Below are 17,872 nucleotides of genomic sequence, written 5' to 3'. Positions count from 1 at the left end.
CCATGGGGTGATGATCGACATCATCACCCTCCGCGGCACGGGTGAGCCGCGGAATACCAATGGGACACCCGCCGGCATGCTGCACGATGTCACGAAACTGCTTGATCCCGGCCGTTTCACCGCCTTCGAGCCGAATTGGCCCGCCTCGGTCGGGCCGAGCCCGGATCTATGGGGCCCGTCGCTGGATACCTCGATCCGGCTCGGTGTCGCGGCGGGCGTGAAGGCGATTCAGGACTCGCCGAATGTCTGCGGCCTGTTGAGCTATTCGCTCGGAAGTATCTGCGCGAGCAAAATTCTGGAGGGGGTGCGGTCGGGCAAGTACAAGAACACCGACGGCTCGCCCCTGGAAATCGCCTTCGCCGTCAATATCGCGAACCCCCTGCGCAAACGTGGTCAGTCGGTCGGCAATCTGTGTCCGGCAACGACTTACGGCCTGCACGGGGAGCGCGGCGCCTGGCCCGCACTCGATGTCAAGGAGTACGCGAATCCGGGCGATATCATCACCGCGTCACCGGGCGACTCGCCGCTGCGGGTGATCGATGTCGGCATCTCGCCGTTCTCGTTCGTCGAGGGCGCCCGCATCGGGAATGTGGCTCCGCTGATCTTCGCCGAGCTGCTGCGTTTCCTGATGAACGATCCGATCGGCAATCTCGATCGCTATGCGACCGCGGTCAACGGTGTCATCGGCTATCTGACGCCGTGGCCGGACGGTCAGCATGTTCTCTACTCGGGACACAATATGCCCGGCACGAATGTCCTGTGGACGACCCATGCCGCCGACTATCTGAACGCCAACTACTGACCCGCTCGGGGTGGTTTCGTACCTGAAGTTCGGGAATTCCGGACGGGTGGGCCTATTTTCAGCTCGTCCCGGTTCGACCTGTACCCGCGCCGTCGGCCGGCGAGGGCGCGGTCTCGGATAGTCGGCGCCGCCGGGGATGGGTCCACCATCATCCCCACTCTCCCCGGCGGCGTCGCACTAGAGGTGACGGCTCAATCCCCCTGTGCGGCAGCGGAGATGGGCTGCCACTCGCGCCAGAGCGCGAGGCGGGATTCGTATTCTGCGGTGGCGACGGTCAGCGGGACCTCGCCGAGGAAAATGCGCAGCGGCGGTTCGGGCGCGTCGACGACCGCGAGGATGGCGGTGCGAGTGGCGGCGGGATCGCCCTGGCGCACCGCCGAACGCTGGGCGGCTCGGGCGGCCCTGGCCGAATCGTAGGCCGGGAGCGGGGTGGCATGCTGCGCCGAGGGGCCGCCCCAGTCGGTGCCGAATCCGCCCGGTTCGATCAGGGTGACGTGGATGCCGAAGGGTGCTACCTCCTGGGCGAGCGCCTGGGAGAAACCTTCGAGCGCCCACTTCGACGCGTGATATGCGCCCAGGTTCTGGAACGCGGCGATGCCGCCGATGCTCGACACCTGGATGATGTGGCCGCTGCCCTGGCCCCGCAGGATCGGCAGCGCCGCCTGGGTGACCCACAGTGCGCCGAAGACGTTGGTTTCCAATTGTGCGCGGAACTCGTCCTCGCTGAGTTCCTCGATCATGCCGAACTGGCCGTAGCCGGCATTGTTGATCACGATATCGAGCCGCCCGAATCGCTCGGCGGCCTGCTGTACCGCGGCGAAATCGCCGTCCCGATCGGTGACGTCCAGGCGCAGCGGCAGGAAGGTATCCGGATACTTCGCGACGAGATCGTCGAGTGTGCTGGTATCGCGCGCCGTGCCGGCCACTTGATCGCCGCGTTCCAATGCGGCGAGTGCCCATTCACGGCCGAATCCTCGTGAGACTCCGGTGATGAACCAAACTTTGCTCATGTGACTCACGCTAGCGACCTGGAGTGCACTCCAAGCAAGTATTCAACGCGGTTGCAGCGTAACCGGCAGCGCTGAGGGAGAAAGGACGAAGTCTCGATTGGAGGCGCGCACCGTGTAGTTCGGGTCGGGTGTCGGGCGCCAGCGGGCCAACAGCGCGGCGGCGGCGAGGCCGATCTCGATCATGGCGAAATGGTCGCCGAGGCAGCGGCGACGGCCGACGCCGAACGAGAGGTTGGCCTTCTTGTCGATATCGGCGGCGCGTTCGGGCGACCAGCGATCCGGGTCGAAGGACTCCGGGTCGGCGTAGTAGCGCTTGTTGTGCTGAACCAGGTAGGGGGAGAACATGATTGCCGTGCCGTCCGGAACGGTGAGTCCGCCGATGGTGACGTCGCCGTCGGCGGTGCCCGCGCTGATCCATGGCCCCCAGAACCGAAGTGTCTCTGCCACAACCTGTTTCAGGTAGGGAAGCGCTCCGAGATGATCGGCGCGGACCGGGCCCGATCCGACGACGGAATCGAGTTCGGCATATAACCGCTCGCCGATGTGCGGGCGGCGCATGACCTCGTGCCAGAGCCAGCCGGTAAGCGATGCCATCGAGCCGACGCCACCGGCCAGCATGAGGATCGCTTCGTCGATGATGTGCTCATCGGACAGCGTCGCGCCGGTCTCGCTGTCGGTGTGTCGGATGAGCGCCGAAACCACATCGTTGAAATCCTCGTCGCGGCGGCGGTATTCGGTGATGACAGCCCCGATAGCGGTGCGCAGGTGGCGAGCCTTGGTGCGCCAGCGCCAGTTCGAAATGAGCCGAAGTCGGCGCACCTGCGGGGGGAGCGCGGTGCGCAGAATGACCTGACTGAGCAGCCATGGGACGCTGTCCCGGATCTCGCGGCGTGCGTGATCGCTGAACTCGGCGGTGAACAGTGTCGAGGAGACCGTGTCGAGGATCAGGCCGTGCGCCTCGTCCATGAGATTCACGCGTCCGCCCGAAGGCAGTCCCGCCGACCAGGTTTCGGCGATATCGGCCGCCGACCGCGTGTATTCGGCGAGCCGGCTCTGCCGCAGCGCGGGCGAGATCATGCGACGCCGCAGCTTGTGTTCCGCACCGCGCAGAACATTGACGGATCCGCCCGCGACATCCTCGATGGCCTCACGCAGATCATCCCGATTGAGTTCGGCATCGCCGAGCCCGACCTCGCGGACGAGGTCCGGTGTGGTGAGCAGATATCCGGTCTTCTGGCCGAATCGCAGGCGCACGATCGGGCCGAGATCGGCCAGTGAGGTGACGAAGCCCGGAGCGTCGCGCAGGGCCTGCAGACTGTGGCCGACCAGTGGCAATTGACCAGGTGCGGTAGGTACTTCCGAAAGCGATTGCGGCATGACCAGTTCCGGGCTGCGCGCGGACTCGGCCCGAGCCTGTCGATAGATTTCGAGCACGCTCCCGATGTGCTGTGACTGGAGCACCGAGTCGCTGTATTTGCCGAGGATCTGGCGCATTTCCGCGAGCGCGTTGCGATCGGCGTCGAGCTCGGCGATGGTGTCGGCGATCGCGACCGGCGACGGATCGGCGGTGCGAATGCCGCCACCGGCAGGCACCGATTCGTCGAGATCGGGATCGCAGTAGATGATCGGCAGGCCGACCGCCACCGCCTCCAGCAGGACCATGCCCTGTGTATCGAAACCGTTGGAGGGGAACAGCAGTGCGTCGCCTTCGGACATGGCAGCGAGGCATTCGGCCTGAGTGGCCCTGCCGTGCAAACGGATTCGGTCCGTGAGTCGATATTCGGTGATTGCGGCGGCCGCCTGGACCTGCAGGTCGCCGTCACCGTAGACGTCGAGTGTGCAGTCGTCGAGATGCCGCATGGCCTCGATCGCAGCGAGGAGCCGCTTCTCGGCCGACAGCCGCCCACACCAGATCAACCGCAATGGCGCGTCGATCGCGTGCTCGAAGATCTGTGTGCCGCTGGTGTTTTCGATGAGTTCGTCATCGACACCGTTGGATACCACCCGAAGCGGCCGGGTCAGACCGTGGGCGAGCAGTTGGTCAGCGAAGTGCCGGGTCGGCGCGATGACCCGATCCGCGACCTGGGCCTGACCGACGATCGTCCACCAGGCATGGCGTGCCGCACGGCTTTCGGCGCGGTGCGGCATGTGCTGATCGTGCGGTACGAACCGGCCGTGCAGGGCGCGCAGGGCCAGCGCCGCCGAATACGGTGCGGGCGAGGTGTTCTCGATGAACGCGTCGTCGCGGCTCTGGGCCGTATGGATCAGCGGAATCCGGTGTCGCCGTGCGGCTTTCATGCCGGCGATGGCGACACCGTAGGTGGTGTGGCTGTGCACGAGGTCGATCGGGCCGCGTGCGGCGAAGGCGGCGTCGATGAGTTCGGCATTGTGCTTTGTCGGCAGCACAACGGGGAATCCGTTCACTGCGAGACCACCTGCGGCGCGCAGCGGCACCACATTCGGCAGCTCGCCGGCGCCCGGCTGCGGCGCGACGAACATGGTGACGCGGTGACCTGCGCGTTCGAGTCCACGGCACAGCGAAGCGACCGCGGTCTGGACCCCACCGAGGGTGGCCGGGTGGTAGTCCATGAACATCGCTATGTGCACAATGGCACTGTACTGACACATCGCCGCCGTGCGGAGCCCTTAATTCTGTGGAATATCCGGTCGGCGTCGTCAGGGGACCCGATACCGAAAGAGCCGCCGTGAAAATAGCGATTCCGCTCACCGGAACCCGCGGTGATGTCCAGCCCGTCGTGGCGCTGGGACTCGAGCTGCGCCGTCGCGGCCACGATGTGCTGCTCGGGGCGCCGCCGAATCTGGTCGAATTCGCCACGGCCACTGGGCTTGCCGCGGTCACCTGCGGACCGGATGTGCAGCAGCTTTACAGTTCGGATGCCGGACAGCGGGCGCTGGCGGCGGGCAACACCCTGCGGCTCATGCAATTGGTAGCCCGGCAGATGGCCGACTATGCCCAGCAGATGAATCGAGAAGTCATCGACGTTTGCACGGGTGCGGATCTGATCGTGGCGAGCACCGTCACCGAGGATCGGGCCGGTTCGGTTGCGGAGGCAATGGGGGTTCCGCTGGTCAGCCTGCATTATTTTCCCTGCCGCAGTAATGGCGCATATCCGTTTCCGGGTGCGCTGCCGCCGCGGTGGAATCCGCCTGCGGCTGTTAATCGTGCGACGTGGGCGGTCGCGGAGAATCTGCGCCGGGTGGTGTTCATGCGTTATCTCAACGATCTACGCGCGACTCTCGGGCTGCCGAAATCGCGAGCGAGTACCGCAGCGGTATTGGCGCGTGCGCATGTTCCCGAGGTGCAGATCTACGATCCGGCATTGGTTCCAGGACTGCCCGAACAATGGGATGAACGCAGGCCTTTCACCGGATTTCTGACGCTCGATCCCGCCGCCCGCGAGGCCGTCGGTGATCTGGCCGGCGACCACGCGGGCATTCTGTCGTGGATCGAGGCGGGGGCGCCGCCGGTTTTCTTCGGATTCGGCAGTATGCCCATTCGGGACACGGCCTCAGTGCTGGCGATGGTTACCGAAGTGTCTGCTCGTTTGGGTGTGCGTGCATTGGTCAGCGCGGGGTGGAGTGATCTGGATATTGCCGATGCGCAGGCGGGGCCGAATGTAAAGGTTGTCGGTCCGTTCGCGCACGATCTGGTTTTTCCGCATTGCGCCGCGGCGGTGCATCACGGCGGTATCGGAACGCTGTTCGAGAGTCTGCGCGCCGGATTGCCGACGCTGGTGTGCTCGGTGTCGTTCGAACAACCAATGTGGGGCGGGCAGGTCGAGCGCCTCGGGGTGGGGGCGCATCTGCCGTTCACGCGACTGACCGAGGCTCGGCTGGAACAAGGCGTCGCGTCGCTGCTGACGCCCGAACGCCGCTCCCGCGCAGCGGAATTCGCGAAGACGCTGAGCACCGAGGACGCCGCCGCCCGCACCGCCGATATCGTCGAAGCCGCCGCCCGGTGACCGACGTCTTCGCCGACACCCTCGTCATGTTCCGCCGCTGTACCCGGCACACCCTGCGCAGCCGCGACACCCTGATTATTTCGCTGCTCATGCCGATTCTGGTGATGTTGCTGTTCACCTACGTCTTCGGCGGCGCCATCGATGTCGGCGGACCCTATCTCGACTATGTGGTGCCCGGAATCATGTTGCTGTGCACGGGTTTCGGCTCATCGATCACCGCCACCGCCGTCTCCACGGACATGACAAGGGGCAGCATCGACCGCTTCCGTACCCTGCCGATGTTTCGTCAGGCCGTGCTCGCCGGCCATGTCGCCGAGGGCGCTGTCCGCAATCTCGCGGCCATCGCGATCGCGGTCACGGTGGCGCTCGCACTCGGCTACCGTCCCCAGGCCGGACCATTCGGCTGGCTGGCGGCCCTCGCGGTAATCACCCTGTTCGTCACCGCCATCTCCTGGATCGCCGTCGCCCTCGGCCTGGTCGCCAAGAATCCGGAAGCCGCCGGCGGCCTCACCTACGCCATCATGTTCATCCCCTACATCAGCAGCGCCTTCGTCCAAACCACCACCATGCCGCACTGGCTGCGCGGCTTCGCCGACTACCAACCCGCCACCCCCATCATCGAAACCGTGCGCGGACTCCTGAACTCCCACGACACCGGCCACAACGCCCCCCTCGCCCTCCTCTGGTGCGCCGTGCTCTGCACCCTCGGATTCGCCAGCGCCAGCATCGTATTCAGTCGTCTGTCCAAGCACTGACCAGCTCGTACATGCTGACGACCGGCTTTTGCGCCGCCGACGAAGATCGAGGCGACGGTGTATTGCGGGAATGCGTCGCATCCCGTCGTAGGGCTCAGCGCATATCGCGGTGACCAGCGGCTAGGTCGGTCATTACCTTGTCGGCGCCGAAGAGACGCTGGACACGGGCTGAGAGATTGGGGGCGATCAGGGCCAATGTCGCGCCGAAGCGGACCGGGAGGGGGGCTACGTCGGTTTCGGCGATGTTCCGTTCGATCGCTCGGACCACGGCGTTCGCGACGTCTTCCGGGCTTCGGGTGCCGACGCCCTGTGGTAGGGCCGCGCCGGATTTGATGAACATGCCCGCGTCCCTGACGAATCCGGGGTAGATCGAGGAGACACCGATGCCGCGGCTCTGCAGGTCGGCGCGCAAGGCCAAGGCGAAGCCGCGCAGTCCGAATTTGGTCGCGTTGTACATCGCCGCCTTACCGGATGCGGCCTTGCCGGACAGGGAGTTGATGAAGACCAGATGGCCCTTGCCGCGTTCGGCCATCTGCGCACCGGCGAGGCGCGCAAGCACGATGGGGGCACGCAGATTGACCTCCAGCGCGCGATCGATCTCGGTCAGCGAATAGTCGAGTAGGTCGCCCGAACCGGGCAGAGCGGCATTGGCGATGACGACATCGAGGTCACCGGCCTCCTCGAGCAGCTTCTCGGCACCACCCGGGACGGCGAGGTCCGCGACCACCGCCAGCGCGCCGAACCGGGTCGCGACCTGGTCGAGCGCTTCGGCACGCCGTCCGGACAGCACTACGTTCGCGCCCCGTGCGGTGACCGCGGCGGCGATCGCGACCCCGATCCCGCCCGTCGCGCCGGTGATCAGGACGCGTGCTCCGTTCAGTTCCATGTCGACGATTGTTGTCGAGATTCCGCATTCCGTGAAGCATCCGTGGTTGGACGGTGTCGTCGTGTGCGGCGGCTGCCGGCAATCCTGGAACTGGTCGCTCGATGGATTCCGCGCCGCTGCCGGACGGTCCGCGCGGGGATGCCGCAACTGACTCACTCCTTGCGGCGGACCGAGGCTTCTACGAGATCCAGTACGGCGGAGAGGTTTTCGTTGGTGTGGCCGGACGCTATGCGGGCGATGAGGCCGTCGAGGACGAGGTCGAGGTAGCCGAGGAGGACGTCGGTGGGGACGTCGTCGCGTAGGGCGCCTGCGGCCTTGCGGCGTTCCAGGCGGGCCAGGGTGGCGGCGGTCAGTTCGGCGGAGCGCTGGGTCCAGCTCGCGCGGAATTCCGGATCGGTGCGCAGGCGGCGCGCGATCTCCAAACGGGTTCCGAGCCAATTGAATTGCTCCGGGTGGGCGAGCATATCGCGCATGACCTGCACCAGCCCCTGATTGGCCGCGACATCGGCCATGCGGTCGGCATCTTCTTGGGCCAGCGCGAGAAACAGGGCGTCCTTGTCCCGGAAGTGGTGGAAGATCGCGCCGCGAGACAGGCCGATGCCCTCTTCCAGGCGGCGCACGGTCGCACCGTCGTACCCGTACTCGGCGAAACAGGCCCGCGCCCCGTCCAGAATCTGACTACGCCGGGCGGCGAGGTGATCATCACTGACTTTGGGCATTTCGGCGGGCTCCTCCGAGCGAAGCGGGCAATGCAATGTGAAGAGGTCCGCGCACCGCGGGTGACGCGGTGCGCGGACCTACTACAGCACAGTCGTTCAGCCGCGAATCATGTTGCGCAGCACGTACTGCAGGATGCCACCGTTGCGGTAGTAGTCGGCCTCACCGGGGGTGTCGATCCGGACCACCGCGTCGAAGCTGACGACATCACCGTTCTCCTTGGTGGCGGTGACCTTCAGGGTCTTCGGAGTCGCACCCTCGTTCAGCTTGGTGATGCCCTCGATATCGAAGGTCTCGGTGCCGTCCAGCTTCAGCGACGCGGCCGACTCGCCGGCCGGGAACTGCAGCGGAATGACACCCATACCAATGAGGTTCGAGCGGTGGATGCGCTCGAAGGACTCGGTGATGACGGCCTTCACACCCAGCAGCGAGGTGCCCTTGGCGGCCCAGTCACGCGAGGAACCCGAGCCGTACTCCTTACCGCCCAGCACGACAAGCGGGATGCCCGCGGCCTGGTAGTTCTGCGAGGCGTCGTAGATGAACGCCTGCGGGCCACCGTCCTGGGTGAAGTCGCGGGTGTAACCGCCCGAGACATCGTCGAGCAGCTGGTTGCGCAGCCGGATGTTGGCGAAGGTGCCGCGGATCATCACCTCATGGTTACCGCGACGCGAGCCCAGGGAGTTGTAGTCCTTGCGCTCCACGCCGTGCGAGTCGAGGTACTGCGCGGCCGGGGTGCCCGGCTTGATCGGACCGGCCGGGGAGATGTGGTCGGTGGTGACCGAGTCACCGAGCAGCGCGAGTACGCGCGCGCCCTTGATGTCCTCGACCGGAGCCGGCTCCATATCCATGCCGTCGAAGTACGGCGCCTTGCGGACGTAGGTCGAGTTCTCGTCCCACGCGAAGGTGTTGCCCTCAGGGGTGTTCAGGCCCTGCCAGCGCTCGTCGCCCTGGAAGACGGTGGCGTAGGACTTGGTGAACATATCCCGGCTGATCGCCGACTTGATGGTGTCGTCGATCTCCTGCGGGGACGGCCAGATGTCCTTCAGGAAGACGTCGTTGCCGTCGGTGTCCTTGCCCAGGGCGTCGGTCTCGAAGTCGAAGTCCATGGTGCCCGCGAGCGCGTACGCGATGACCAGCGGTGGCGAGGCCAGGTAGTTCATCTTCACGTCGGGGGAGATACGACCCTCGAAGTTGCGGTTACCGGACAGCACGGCGGTGACCGACAGATCGTTGTCGTTGATCGCCTTGGAGATCTCCTCCGGCAGCGGACCGGTGTTACCGATGCAGGTGGTGCAGCCGTAACCGCCCACGTAGAAGCCCAGCTTCTCCAGGTACGGCCACAGACCGGCCTTCTCGTAGTAGTCGGAGACGACCTGCGAGCCCGGGGCCATGTTGGTCTTGACCCACGGCTTGGAGGACAGGCCCTTCTCGACCGCGTTACGAGCCAGCAGGGCCGCGCCCAGCATGACCGACGGGTTGGAGGTGTTGGTGCAGGAGGTGATACCCGCGACCACGACCGCGCCGTGATCGAGCACGAAGTCACCGCGCTCCGGATCGGAGACCTTGACCGGCTTGGACGGACGGCCGACACTGCCGTTGGCGGCGGACGGCAGGATCGCGTCGTCGTCGGCGAAGGACAGCACGGCCGGATCCGAGGCCGGGAAGGACTCCTCGATGGCCTCATCCAGATGCGTGTGCGGGGTGGCGGCGGCCGGGCCGGACTCCGCGTCGTTGGTGTAGTTGTGGATGTCCTTGCGGAACGCGGTCTTGGAGTCCGACAACAGGATTCGGTCCTGCGGACGCTTCGGACCGGCGATGGACGGCACCACGGTGCTCAGGTCCAGCTCGAGGTACTCCGAGTAGGCGGGCTCGTCGTCGGCGTCGTGCCAGAGGCCCTGTTCCTTGGCGTACGCCTCGACCAGCGCGAGCTGCTCGTCGGTGCGGCCGGTGAGGCGCAGGTAGTTGATGGTCTCGCCGTCGATCGGGAAGATCGCTGCGGTGGAACCGAATTCGGGGCTCATGTTGCCCAGGGTGGCCCGGTTGGCCAGCGGCACCTCGGCGACGCCCTTACCGTAGAACTCGACGAACTTGCCGACCACACCGTGCTTGCGCAGCATATCGGTGACGGTGAGCACCACGTCGGTGGCGGTCACGCCCGGCTTGATCTCACCGGTCAGCTTGAAGCCGACGACGCGCGGGATGAGCATGGAGACCGGCTGCCCCAGCATGGCCGCCTCGGCCTCGATACCGCCTACGCCCCAACCCAGTACGCCCAGGCCGTTGACCATGGTGGTGTGCGAGTCGGTGCCGACGCAGGTGTCGGGGTAGGCCTGGCCGTTGCGGACCATGACCGTGGGGGCCAGGTATTCGATGTTGACCTGGTGCACGATGCCGACGCCCGGCGGGACGACCTTGAAATCGTCGAAGGCGCCCTGGCCCCAGCGCAGGAACTGGTAGCGCTCGCCGTTGCGCTGGTACTCCAGGTCGACGTTGCGCTCGAGGGCGTCGGCGCGGCCGAACACGTCGAGGATGACCGAGTGGTCGATGACCATGTCGGCGGGGGAGAGCGGGTTGACCTTGCTCGGGTCGCCGCCGAGGGTGGTGACGGCCTCGCGCATGGTGGCCAGGTCGACGATGCAGGGCACACCGGTGAAGTCCTGCATGATCACGCGGGCCGGGGTGAACTGGATCTCGGTGTTCGGCTGAGCCGACGGATCCCAGCTCGCGATGGCGCGGATGTGATCGGCGGTGATGTTGGCGCCGTCCTCGGTGCGGAGCAGATTCTCCGCGAGGACCTTCAGTGCGTAGGGGAGTTTTTCGGTACCGGGCACGGCCGAGAGACGGAAGATCTCGTAGGAGTTGCTTCCGACCTCGAGGGTGCCCTTGGCGCCGAAAGTATCGATACTTGTCGTCACGTCAGCTCCACTCGTCTGTGAGGGTTGCCGCGGGCGGGGCTGTGCCCGCGGCTGGTTTTTTCGAGCGACTTGCAGGCAGTCGCTACGGTTACGTGTTCGGAGGGTCCCAGCGCTGGAACGTACTGGTTCCTCGCAGCCTCGATCCTAACAGTACGCTTGTCCTGTGAAACGCGCGGGTGCCGTTGAACGCGCCGTCCGAAGGTGGTCCGACACTCCGTCGCGTACTGTGCTTTCGAGTTGTTCGGGGTGACCGGTGGGCCTGCACCGGTTCCCCTGCAGTGTTGGATGCCCGTCGCCTCGCGTGCCGATGCGGCTCGACAGACCGGATGGAAGATGACCGTCTCGCACACCTCGGTGTTCACGCCTATGCGCGCCGAACTCCCCCCTGGTATCGACGACAAGACGTTGACCCAGATCAAGGAGGATGTGGTCGACAATCATGTGGCCACGCCGAAGGGTAAGGATCAGGACGCACTCGAGGCGGTCGTCGCCGATGCTCGTGCCCACGGCATCGAGCTCAGCATCGTGGTGATTCCCGGTAATCCAGGCCACGACTCCAATTTACGTGACCTCGCCACCGAGGTCGGCAAGACCGAGCACGGAACCGTGGTGGTACTGAGCGACGACTGGGTCGGCACCTACAGCGATTCGATCAGCCGGGTGAAGCTCGAGCGGGCCGAGGACCTGTCCAAGAGCACGCAGGGGCATTCGGCGCAGGCGGCGCAGCTTTTCGTCGATCAGCTGGAGCGGCCGCAGACGTTCTCCTGGACCGTGACCACCAGTGTGTTGCTTGTAGGCACGGCGGTGGTGGTCGGGGGACTCTACTGGGTGAAGTCCCGCCGTTCTGCCGGGCGGGCTGTGCCGGTCGAGGTTTCGGGTCGCGGCGACGACCGGGATCTCACCTCGTAGCGAGTATCCGCTCAGTTACTTTTCCTGTCGGTCGGTTTGTTTTTCCGGCTGAATCCTCGTACCTGTACGGCTATTTCTCGGCAACTGCCAAATTACGCGGCTGTAGTTCTGTTGCCAGAGTTTCTTTGGTGAATGATGTGTCGTACGGTTCGAATGGTTACTGATGGGGAAAGAGTGTTCAGAGAGCTATCTGTGCACCACTGAGCGTGATGGTTCGCAGGGGGCTCGTGAGGTTAAGCCTGGTCGGGTCCTTGGGAGGTGCGATGCGCAACAACGGCGTTGCCGGTTCTCGGCGTCCGCTGTGGGTCGCTCTGGGGTTGCTGGTCGCTGCCGCCGTGCTCGTCACGGCCGGACCGGTCGCCGCGGTGCCGTCTGCCCCACCCAACCCGAGCGATAGCCAGATCGCCGACGCGGGAGCGCAAGTCGACACCAGAGTTGCCGAGGTCGGCGCGCTGATCAACCAGGTCGCGGTGACGGATCAGAAGCTGCACGAACTCGACGCCGCGATCGCCCAGAAGCGCGAAGAGGTAAACAAGGCCCTCGTCGATCTGCAGGACGCCCGCGACGCCGCCGACGCCGCCGCGGCCGCGGTGGTGCAGACCCAACGCGAACTGAGCACCGCCGGAACCCAAGTCGACCAGGCCAGGCGCAATTTCGACGAGTTCGCGGTGCAGGCGTACACCCGGCCCGCCGCGACCTCGATGGTCACCTATCTGTCCTCGGCCACACCGGATGTCGCTCTCAGCCGGGCCCAGGTGTTCACGCTGGTATCGAAGAATCAGCAGTCGGTGCTCGACGCGTTGCGCCGCGCCCAGATAGCACAGGGCAATAGGAATGCCAGTGCGCGCCAAGCGAAATCGGCCGCCGACGCGGCCGCCGCGGTGGCCGAACAGAAGAAGATCGACGCCGAAAACGCCGTCGCCGCGGTGCAGGCTGAACAGGATCAGCAGGCGGCGCAGCGGGAGGGCCTACTCCGCGAGCGCACGGTGGCGCAGGGCCGCCTCGACCAGGCGCGCGCGAATGTGGCCGGGCTGCAAGGCCAACGCGAGGTCTATCTGGCCTGGGACGAACAGCGCAAGGCCGAGGAGGCCGCCATCCGCGCGGCCGCCGCGGCCGCCGCGGCTCGTGCGGCCCAGGACCAGGCCGCCAAGGACCGCGCGGCGCAGGCGGGCGAGGGTAGGCGGCCGCATATCCAGATGGAGGATTCGCCGCCGCCGCGCCAGACCAGGCCGCGCGCCACCGGGCCGACCATGCCGTCCATCGGCGGCGCCGAGGCGATCGAAACCGTGGTCGATAGGGCCATGTCGCAGCTGGGCGTCGTCTATGCCTGGGGCGGTGGCGACGAGGACGGCCCGACCCTCGGCATCCGCGACGGCGGTGTCGCCGACAGCTACGGCGATTACAACAAAGTCGGCTTCGACTGCTCGGGTCTGATGATCTACGCCTTCGCGGGTATCGGCGTCTCACTGCCGCACTACAGCGGCTATCAATACAACGCGGGCACCAGAGTGCCTGTCGACGAGCGCAGCCGCGGCGACATGCTGTTCTGGGGGCCGAACGGCAGCGAACATGTTGCGCTCTACCTCGGAAACGGGAAGATGGTGGAGGCGCCGCAATCCGGCGAGGTGGTACGGGTGTCGCCGGTGCGCGAAGGCGGCATCATGCCGTACGCGGTGCGGATCGTCTCGTAACCCCTAGGCTCGTCCGGTAACCCCCAGGCTGGGCCGCACGCCCCGAACCCGACCGCGAACCTGTTGATTTGCCATGATCTCGGGTCCGGTTGCGGCATATGCGGCCATTACCTGGAATAGTTGTGGCAGCACGCACAGGACCAAAGCGAAAGCGGGGATGTTGGTGACTTCGACGGACGGTGTGAGCGGGGCAAGCTTGGCGAAAGAGGCCGCTGCTCCCGCACCCAGCACCCTGGAGCGTGACGTCCAGACCCTGGAGAAGGCGATATACGAGGTCAAGCGCGTTATCGTCGGCCAGGATCGGCTCGTCGAACGGCTGCTCGTCGGGGTGCTCGCACGCGGCCACGTACTGCTCGAGGGTGTGCCAGGTATCGCCAAAACCCTTGCGGTGGAGACCTTCGCCAGGGTGGTCGGTGGTTCGTTCGCCCGCGTCCAGTTCACCCCCGATCTGGTGCCCACCGACTTGATCGGTACCCGCATCTACCGCCAGGGCCGCGAGGAATTCGATACCGAACTCGGCCCGGTCGTCGCGAACTTCGTTCTCGCCGACGAGATCAACCGCGCGCCGGCCAAGGTGCAGTCCGCACTGCTCGAGGTGATGGCCGAGCGGCATGTGTCGATCGGCGGCAAGACCTACCCGATGCCCGACCCGTTCCTGGTCATGGCGACTCAGAACCCGATCGAGAGCGAGGGCGTGTACCCGCTGCCCGAGGCGCAGCGCGACCGCTTCCTGTTCAAGGTCGTCGTCGACTACCCGTCGGTGGAGGAAGAGCGCGAGATCATCTACCGGATGGGTGTCACCCCGCCGGAGGCCAAGCCGATCCTCGAGCCGTCCGAGCTGATCCGCCTGCAGCGGGTGGCCGCGAATACGTTCGTGCACCATGCGCTGGTCGACTACGTGGTCCGGGTGATCGCGGCGACCCGCAAGCCCGGCGAATTCGGCATGCAGGATGTGGCGAGCTGGATCGCCTACGGCGCCTCGCCGCGCGCCAGCCTCGGCATCATCGCCGCGGCCCGCGCCGTCGCGCTCATCCGCGGCCGCGACTATGTGGTGCCGCAGGATGTCGTGGAGGTTATTCCTGATGTGCTGCGCCACCGTCTGGTGCTGTCCTACGACGCGCTCGCCGATGAGATCAGCCCTGACGATGTGATCAAGCGCGTGCTGCAGACCGTCGGCCTGCCGCAGGTCGCGCCGCAGGCGGTCGCCCCCCATGGAGCAGGGGTGCAGCCGTCGGCCGCACCCGTTCCGGCCGCGCCGCCCGCCATGGGTCCGCACGGCGCACAGCCGCCGATCCCGCAGCCGCCCGCCCCCCAGGATGCGGTGCCGCAGCCGCCGGTCGCGCAGATGTCTCCGGCCGCCGGCAATAATCAGCCGAAGTGACCTCGGCATCGGATCCGGTTCCACCAGTGCCGATGTCTCCACATGCACCACCGTCTTTCCGATCGGGCGAACTGTCCGACCCCAAGCTGACGGCGGCGCTCAGAACGCTGGAACTGACCGTCCGTCGTCGGCTCGACGGTGTTCTGCACGGCGATCACCTCGGCTTGATTCCAGGCCCCGGCTCAGAGCCGGGCGAGGCCAGGACCTATCAGCCGGGCGACGATGTGCGCCAGATGGATTGGTCGGTCACCGCCCGCACCACCCATCCGCATGTGCGGCAGATGATCGCGGACCGGGAACTCGAGACCTGGATGGTGGTCGACCTGTCGGCCAGCCTCGACTTCGGCACCGCGCTGTGTCAGAAGCGCGATCTGGCCGTCGCGGCCGCTGCGGCGATCACCCACCTCACCAGCGGCGGCGGCAATCGAATCGGCGCGGTCGTCGCGACCGGTGAGCAGTTGACCCGCATTCCCGCGCGCAGCGGCCGAGTGCACGCGCAGTCGATGCTGCGTGAGATCGCGACGACGCCGCATGCCCCTGACGGTGTGCGCGGCGATCTGCGCGAGGCGATCGAATCGCTGCGCCGCCCGCAGCGCAAGCGCGGACTCGCGGTGGTCATCAGCGACTTCCTCGGTGATATCAATTGGCAGCGCTCACTGCGCGCCATCTCCGCGCGCCACGATCTGCTCGCGGTGGAGGTGCTCGATCCACGCGATCTGTCGCTGCCCGATGTGGGTGATGTGGTGCTGCACGATCCCGAGACCGGGCGCACCCGCGAATTCAGTGTGACGCCTTCACTGCGCGCCGATTTCGCGGCCGCTGCCGAGCGTCATCGCGTTCAGGTCGAACAAGCCCTGCGCAGTTGCGGCGCACCGGTGCTCACCCTGCAGACCGATCGGGACTGGATCTCCGACGTCGTCCGGTTCGTGTCCACCCGGCGCCACGCATTCGGCGCCCCGAGCGGACGGGCGCCGCGCCAGTGAGTATTTCGCATTTCACCGCGCTGATCTGGCTCGGTTTCCTTGCCGTGGTCGTGCTGATTGCGTTGGGCTACATCCTCGTTCAGCGCAGCCGCCACCGGCACATGCTGCAGTTCACCAATATGGAGCTGCTGGAAAAGGTCGCCCCGTCGCGGCCGAGTCCGATGCGGCATGTGCCGATCGCGCTGATGCTGGTCGGTCTGGTGTTCCTCACCATCGCGGCCGCGGGGCCGACGGCGGTCAAGAAGGTGCCGCGCAATCGCGCGACAGTCGTTCTGGTGATGGACGTTTCGCTGTCCATGGAGGCGACCGATGTGCCGCCGTCGCGCCTGAAGGTGGCGCAGAAGGCCGGTAAGGAATTCGTCGACGGGCTGCCGCCCGGTATCAATCTCGGCTTCGTCACCTTCGCGGGCACCGCCTCGGTGATGGTGCCGCCGACGACGAACCGCGAGGCCGTCAAGGCGGCAATCGACAACATCAAACTCGCCGAGCGTACCGCCACCGGTGAGGGCATTCTCACCGCGCTGCAGTCGATCGACACCATCGCCACCGTGCTCGGTGGTGCGGAAACGCCGCCGCCCGCACGCATCGTGCTGATGTCCGACGGTAAGCAGACCGTGCCCGACGACAAGGATGTCGACAATCCACGGCACGGTTTCACCGCGGCCCGCCTTGCCAAGAACAAAGGTGTTCCGGTGTCGACGATTTCGTTCGGCACCTCATGGGGCACGGTGGAGATTCCGGACCAGGACGGTAAAGGTGCCCAGCGCGTCAAGGTGCCTGTCGACGACGATGCGTTGCGCGAGATCGCCAAACTCTCCGGCGGCGATTTCTATACCGCCTCGAGCCTGACCGAGTTGACCGCGGTCTACGACACGCTCGAAGAGCAGATCGGTTACGAGATGACCAGGGGCGATGCCAGCAGACCATGGCTTTTGCTCGGCATGCTCGTTGTCGCTGCCGGTGTAGTTATCGGCTTGCTCTATCGTCAACGCCTGCCGTAGTCGTCAATGCCTGCCGTCGCGACGCGCCCGGTTCTATATAGAGCACTATGTGTGGCCCGGGCGTGGCGCACGAACCCGAACAGATAGGTTGGTCCTCATGTCGAACATCACATCCCGGTCGGTCCTGGTGACCGGTGGCAACCGCGGTATCGGACTCGCGGTCGCACAGCGTCTGCTTGCCGACGGGCACAAGGTGGCCGTCACGCATCGTGGTTCGGGGGTTCCGGACGGTCTGTTCGGTGTGAAATGCGATGTGACGGACAGTGATTCGGTCGATGCTGCCTTCACCGAAGTGGAGCAGCATCAGGGGGCGGTCGAGGTGCTGGTCGCCAATGCGGGCATCACCGACGACACCCTGCTGATGCGGATGAGCGAGGAGCAGTTCACCAAGGTCATCGATGCGAATCTGACCGGTGCGTTCCGCTGCGCGAAGCGGGCCAACCGCGCCATGCTGCGGGCACGCTGGGGACGTATGATCTTCCTCGGCTCCGTGGTCGGTCTTGCCGGTCAGGCCGGACAGATCAACTACGCCGCGTCCAAGGCCGGTGTCATCGGTCTGGCTCGCTCGGTCACCCGTGAACTCGGTTCGCGTTCGATCACCGCCAATGTCGTCGCGCCCGGCTTCATCGAGACCGATATGACCGCTGAGCTGCCCGACGATCTGCGCGATATGGCGAAGAAATTCATTCCGCTGCAGCGGCTCGGCGAGCCCGAGGATGTCGCGGCCGTGGTCAGCTTCCTCGCTTCCGAGGATTCGCGCTACGTGTCCGGCGCGGTGATCCCGGTCGACGGCGGCATGGGCATGGGCCACTGACCCAACCGACAGCCGGCGTGTTCGG

General features: G+C 66.0%; 14 protein-coding genes. 9 read left to right on the top strand and 5 right to left on the bottom strand.

Annotated elements, in window-relative coordinates; genetic code table 11:
• Positions 1 to 10: 10 nt before the first annotated feature.
• Positions 11 to 802 carry a hypothetical protein gene (locus OIE68_RS14130; protein WP_327099833.1) on the top strand — a complete coding sequence of 264 codons (792 nt, stop codon included), beginning with the start codon at positions 11 to 13 and terminating at the stop codon, positions 800 to 802.
• A gap of 191 nt (positions 803 to 993) precedes the next feature.
• On the opposite strand, the gene OIE68_RS14125 is transcribed toward OIE68_RS14130, so the two are convergent.
• Together OIE68_RS14125 and OIE68_RS14120 are read right to left on the bottom strand one after the other, a co-directional pair.
• Positions 994 to 1,812 carry an SDR family oxidoreductase gene (locus OIE68_RS14125; protein WP_327099832.1) on the bottom strand — a complete coding sequence of 273 codons (819 nt, stop codon included), beginning with the start codon at positions 1,810 to 1,812 and terminating at the stop codon, positions 994 to 996.
• 42 nt (positions 1,813 to 1,854) lie between these two features.
• Positions 1,855 to 4,419, bottom strand: a complete 2,565-nt coding sequence (locus tag OIE68_RS14120) for a cytochrome P450 (protein WP_327099831.1) — start codon at positions 4,417 to 4,419, stop codon at positions 1,855 to 1,857.
• Between the two features lie 98 nt (positions 4,420 to 4,517).
• On the opposite strand from OIE68_RS14120, the gene OIE68_RS14115 reads away from it, so the two are divergent.
• A complete protein-coding gene (locus OIE68_RS14115; protein ID WP_327099830.1) occupies positions 4,518 to 5,795 on the top strand; it encodes a glycosyltransferase in 1,278 nt (425 codons plus the stop codon).
• Positions 5,796 to 5,821: 26 nt separating this feature from the next.
• The gene (locus tag OIE68_RS14110) at positions 5,822 to 6,550 is read left to right on the top strand and encodes an ABC transporter permease (protein ID WP_419150769.1); all 729 of its coding nucleotides are present in this window, start codon (positions 5,822 to 5,824) and stop codon (positions 6,548 to 6,550) included.
• Between the two features lie 94 nt (positions 6,551 to 6,644).
• On the opposite strand, the gene OIE68_RS14105 is transcribed toward OIE68_RS14110, so the two are convergent.
• The 3 genes from OIE68_RS14105 to OIE68_RS14095 all read right to left on the bottom strand — a co-directional run bounded on the left by OIE68_RS14105 (position 6,645) and on the right by OIE68_RS14095 (position 11,068).
• The gene (locus tag OIE68_RS14105; protein ID WP_327099828.1) at positions 6,645 to 7,436 is read right to left on the bottom strand and encodes an SDR family NAD(P)-dependent oxidoreductase; all 792 of its coding nucleotides are present in this window, start codon (positions 7,434 to 7,436) and stop codon (positions 6,645 to 6,647) included.
• A 152-nt stretch (positions 7,437 to 7,588) separates the two neighbouring features.
• Positions 7,589 to 8,155, bottom strand: a complete 567-nt coding sequence (locus OIE68_RS14100) for a helix-turn-helix domain-containing protein (RefSeq protein WP_327099827.1) — start codon at positions 8,153 to 8,155, stop codon at positions 7,589 to 7,591.
• A 96-nt stretch (positions 8,156 to 8,251) separates the two neighbouring features.
• Positions 8,252 to 11,068 carry an aconitate hydratase gene (locus OIE68_RS14095; RefSeq protein ID WP_327099826.1) on the bottom strand — a complete coding sequence of 939 codons (2,817 nt, stop codon included), beginning with the start codon at positions 11,066 to 11,068 and terminating at the stop codon, positions 8,252 to 8,254.
• 333 nt (positions 11,069 to 11,401) lie between these two features.
• Between OIE68_RS14095 and OIE68_RS14090 the strand changes: the two genes are divergently transcribed.
• From OIE68_RS14090 to fabG1, 6 genes are all read left to right on the top strand, one after another.
• Complete coding sequence (locus tag OIE68_RS14090; protein WP_327099825.1) at positions 11,402 to 11,977, top strand: DUF6676 family protein; 576 nt, start codon at positions 11,402 to 11,404, stop codon at positions 11,975 to 11,977.
• A gap of 263 nt (positions 11,978 to 12,240) precedes the next feature.
• Positions 12,241 to 13,668: an NlpC/P60 family protein gene (locus OIE68_RS14085; protein ID WP_327099824.1), complete on the top strand. Its 1,428-nt coding sequence runs from the start codon at positions 12,241 to 12,243 to the stop codon at positions 13,666 to 13,668.
• 157 nt (positions 13,669 to 13,825) lie between these two features.
• Complete coding sequence (locus OIE68_RS14080) at positions 13,826 to 15,049, top strand: MoxR family ATPase (protein ID WP_327099823.1); 1,224 nt, start codon at positions 13,826 to 13,828, stop codon at positions 15,047 to 15,049.
• Between the two features lie 32 nt (positions 15,050 to 15,081).
• Positions 15,082 to 16,032 carry a DUF58 domain-containing protein gene (locus OIE68_RS14075; RefSeq protein ID WP_327101666.1) on the top strand — a complete coding sequence of 317 codons (951 nt, stop codon included), beginning with the start codon at positions 15,082 to 15,084 and terminating at the stop codon, positions 16,030 to 16,032.
• Complete coding sequence (locus tag OIE68_RS14070) at positions 16,029 to 17,033, top strand: VWA domain-containing protein (protein ID WP_327099822.1); 1,005 nt, start codon at positions 16,029 to 16,031, stop codon at positions 17,031 to 17,033. The genes OIE68_RS14075 and OIE68_RS14070 overlap by 4 nt, the downstream gene beginning before the upstream one ends.
• Positions 17,034 to 17,130: 97 nt before the next feature.
• Positions 17,131 to 17,847, top strand: a complete 717-nt coding sequence (gene fabG1 / locus OIE68_RS14065) for a 3-oxoacyl-ACP reductase FabG1 (RefSeq protein ID WP_040691902.1) — start codon at positions 17,131 to 17,133, stop codon at positions 17,845 to 17,847.
• Positions 17,848 to 17,872 lie beyond the last annotated feature (25 nt).

The organism is Nocardia vinacea, assembly GCF_035920345.1.
Taxonomy (GTDB): Bacteria; Actinomycetota; Actinomycetes; order Mycobacteriales; family Mycobacteriaceae; genus Nocardia; species Nocardia vinacea_A.
This window is presented reverse-complemented; position numbering and strand designations above follow the sequence as displayed.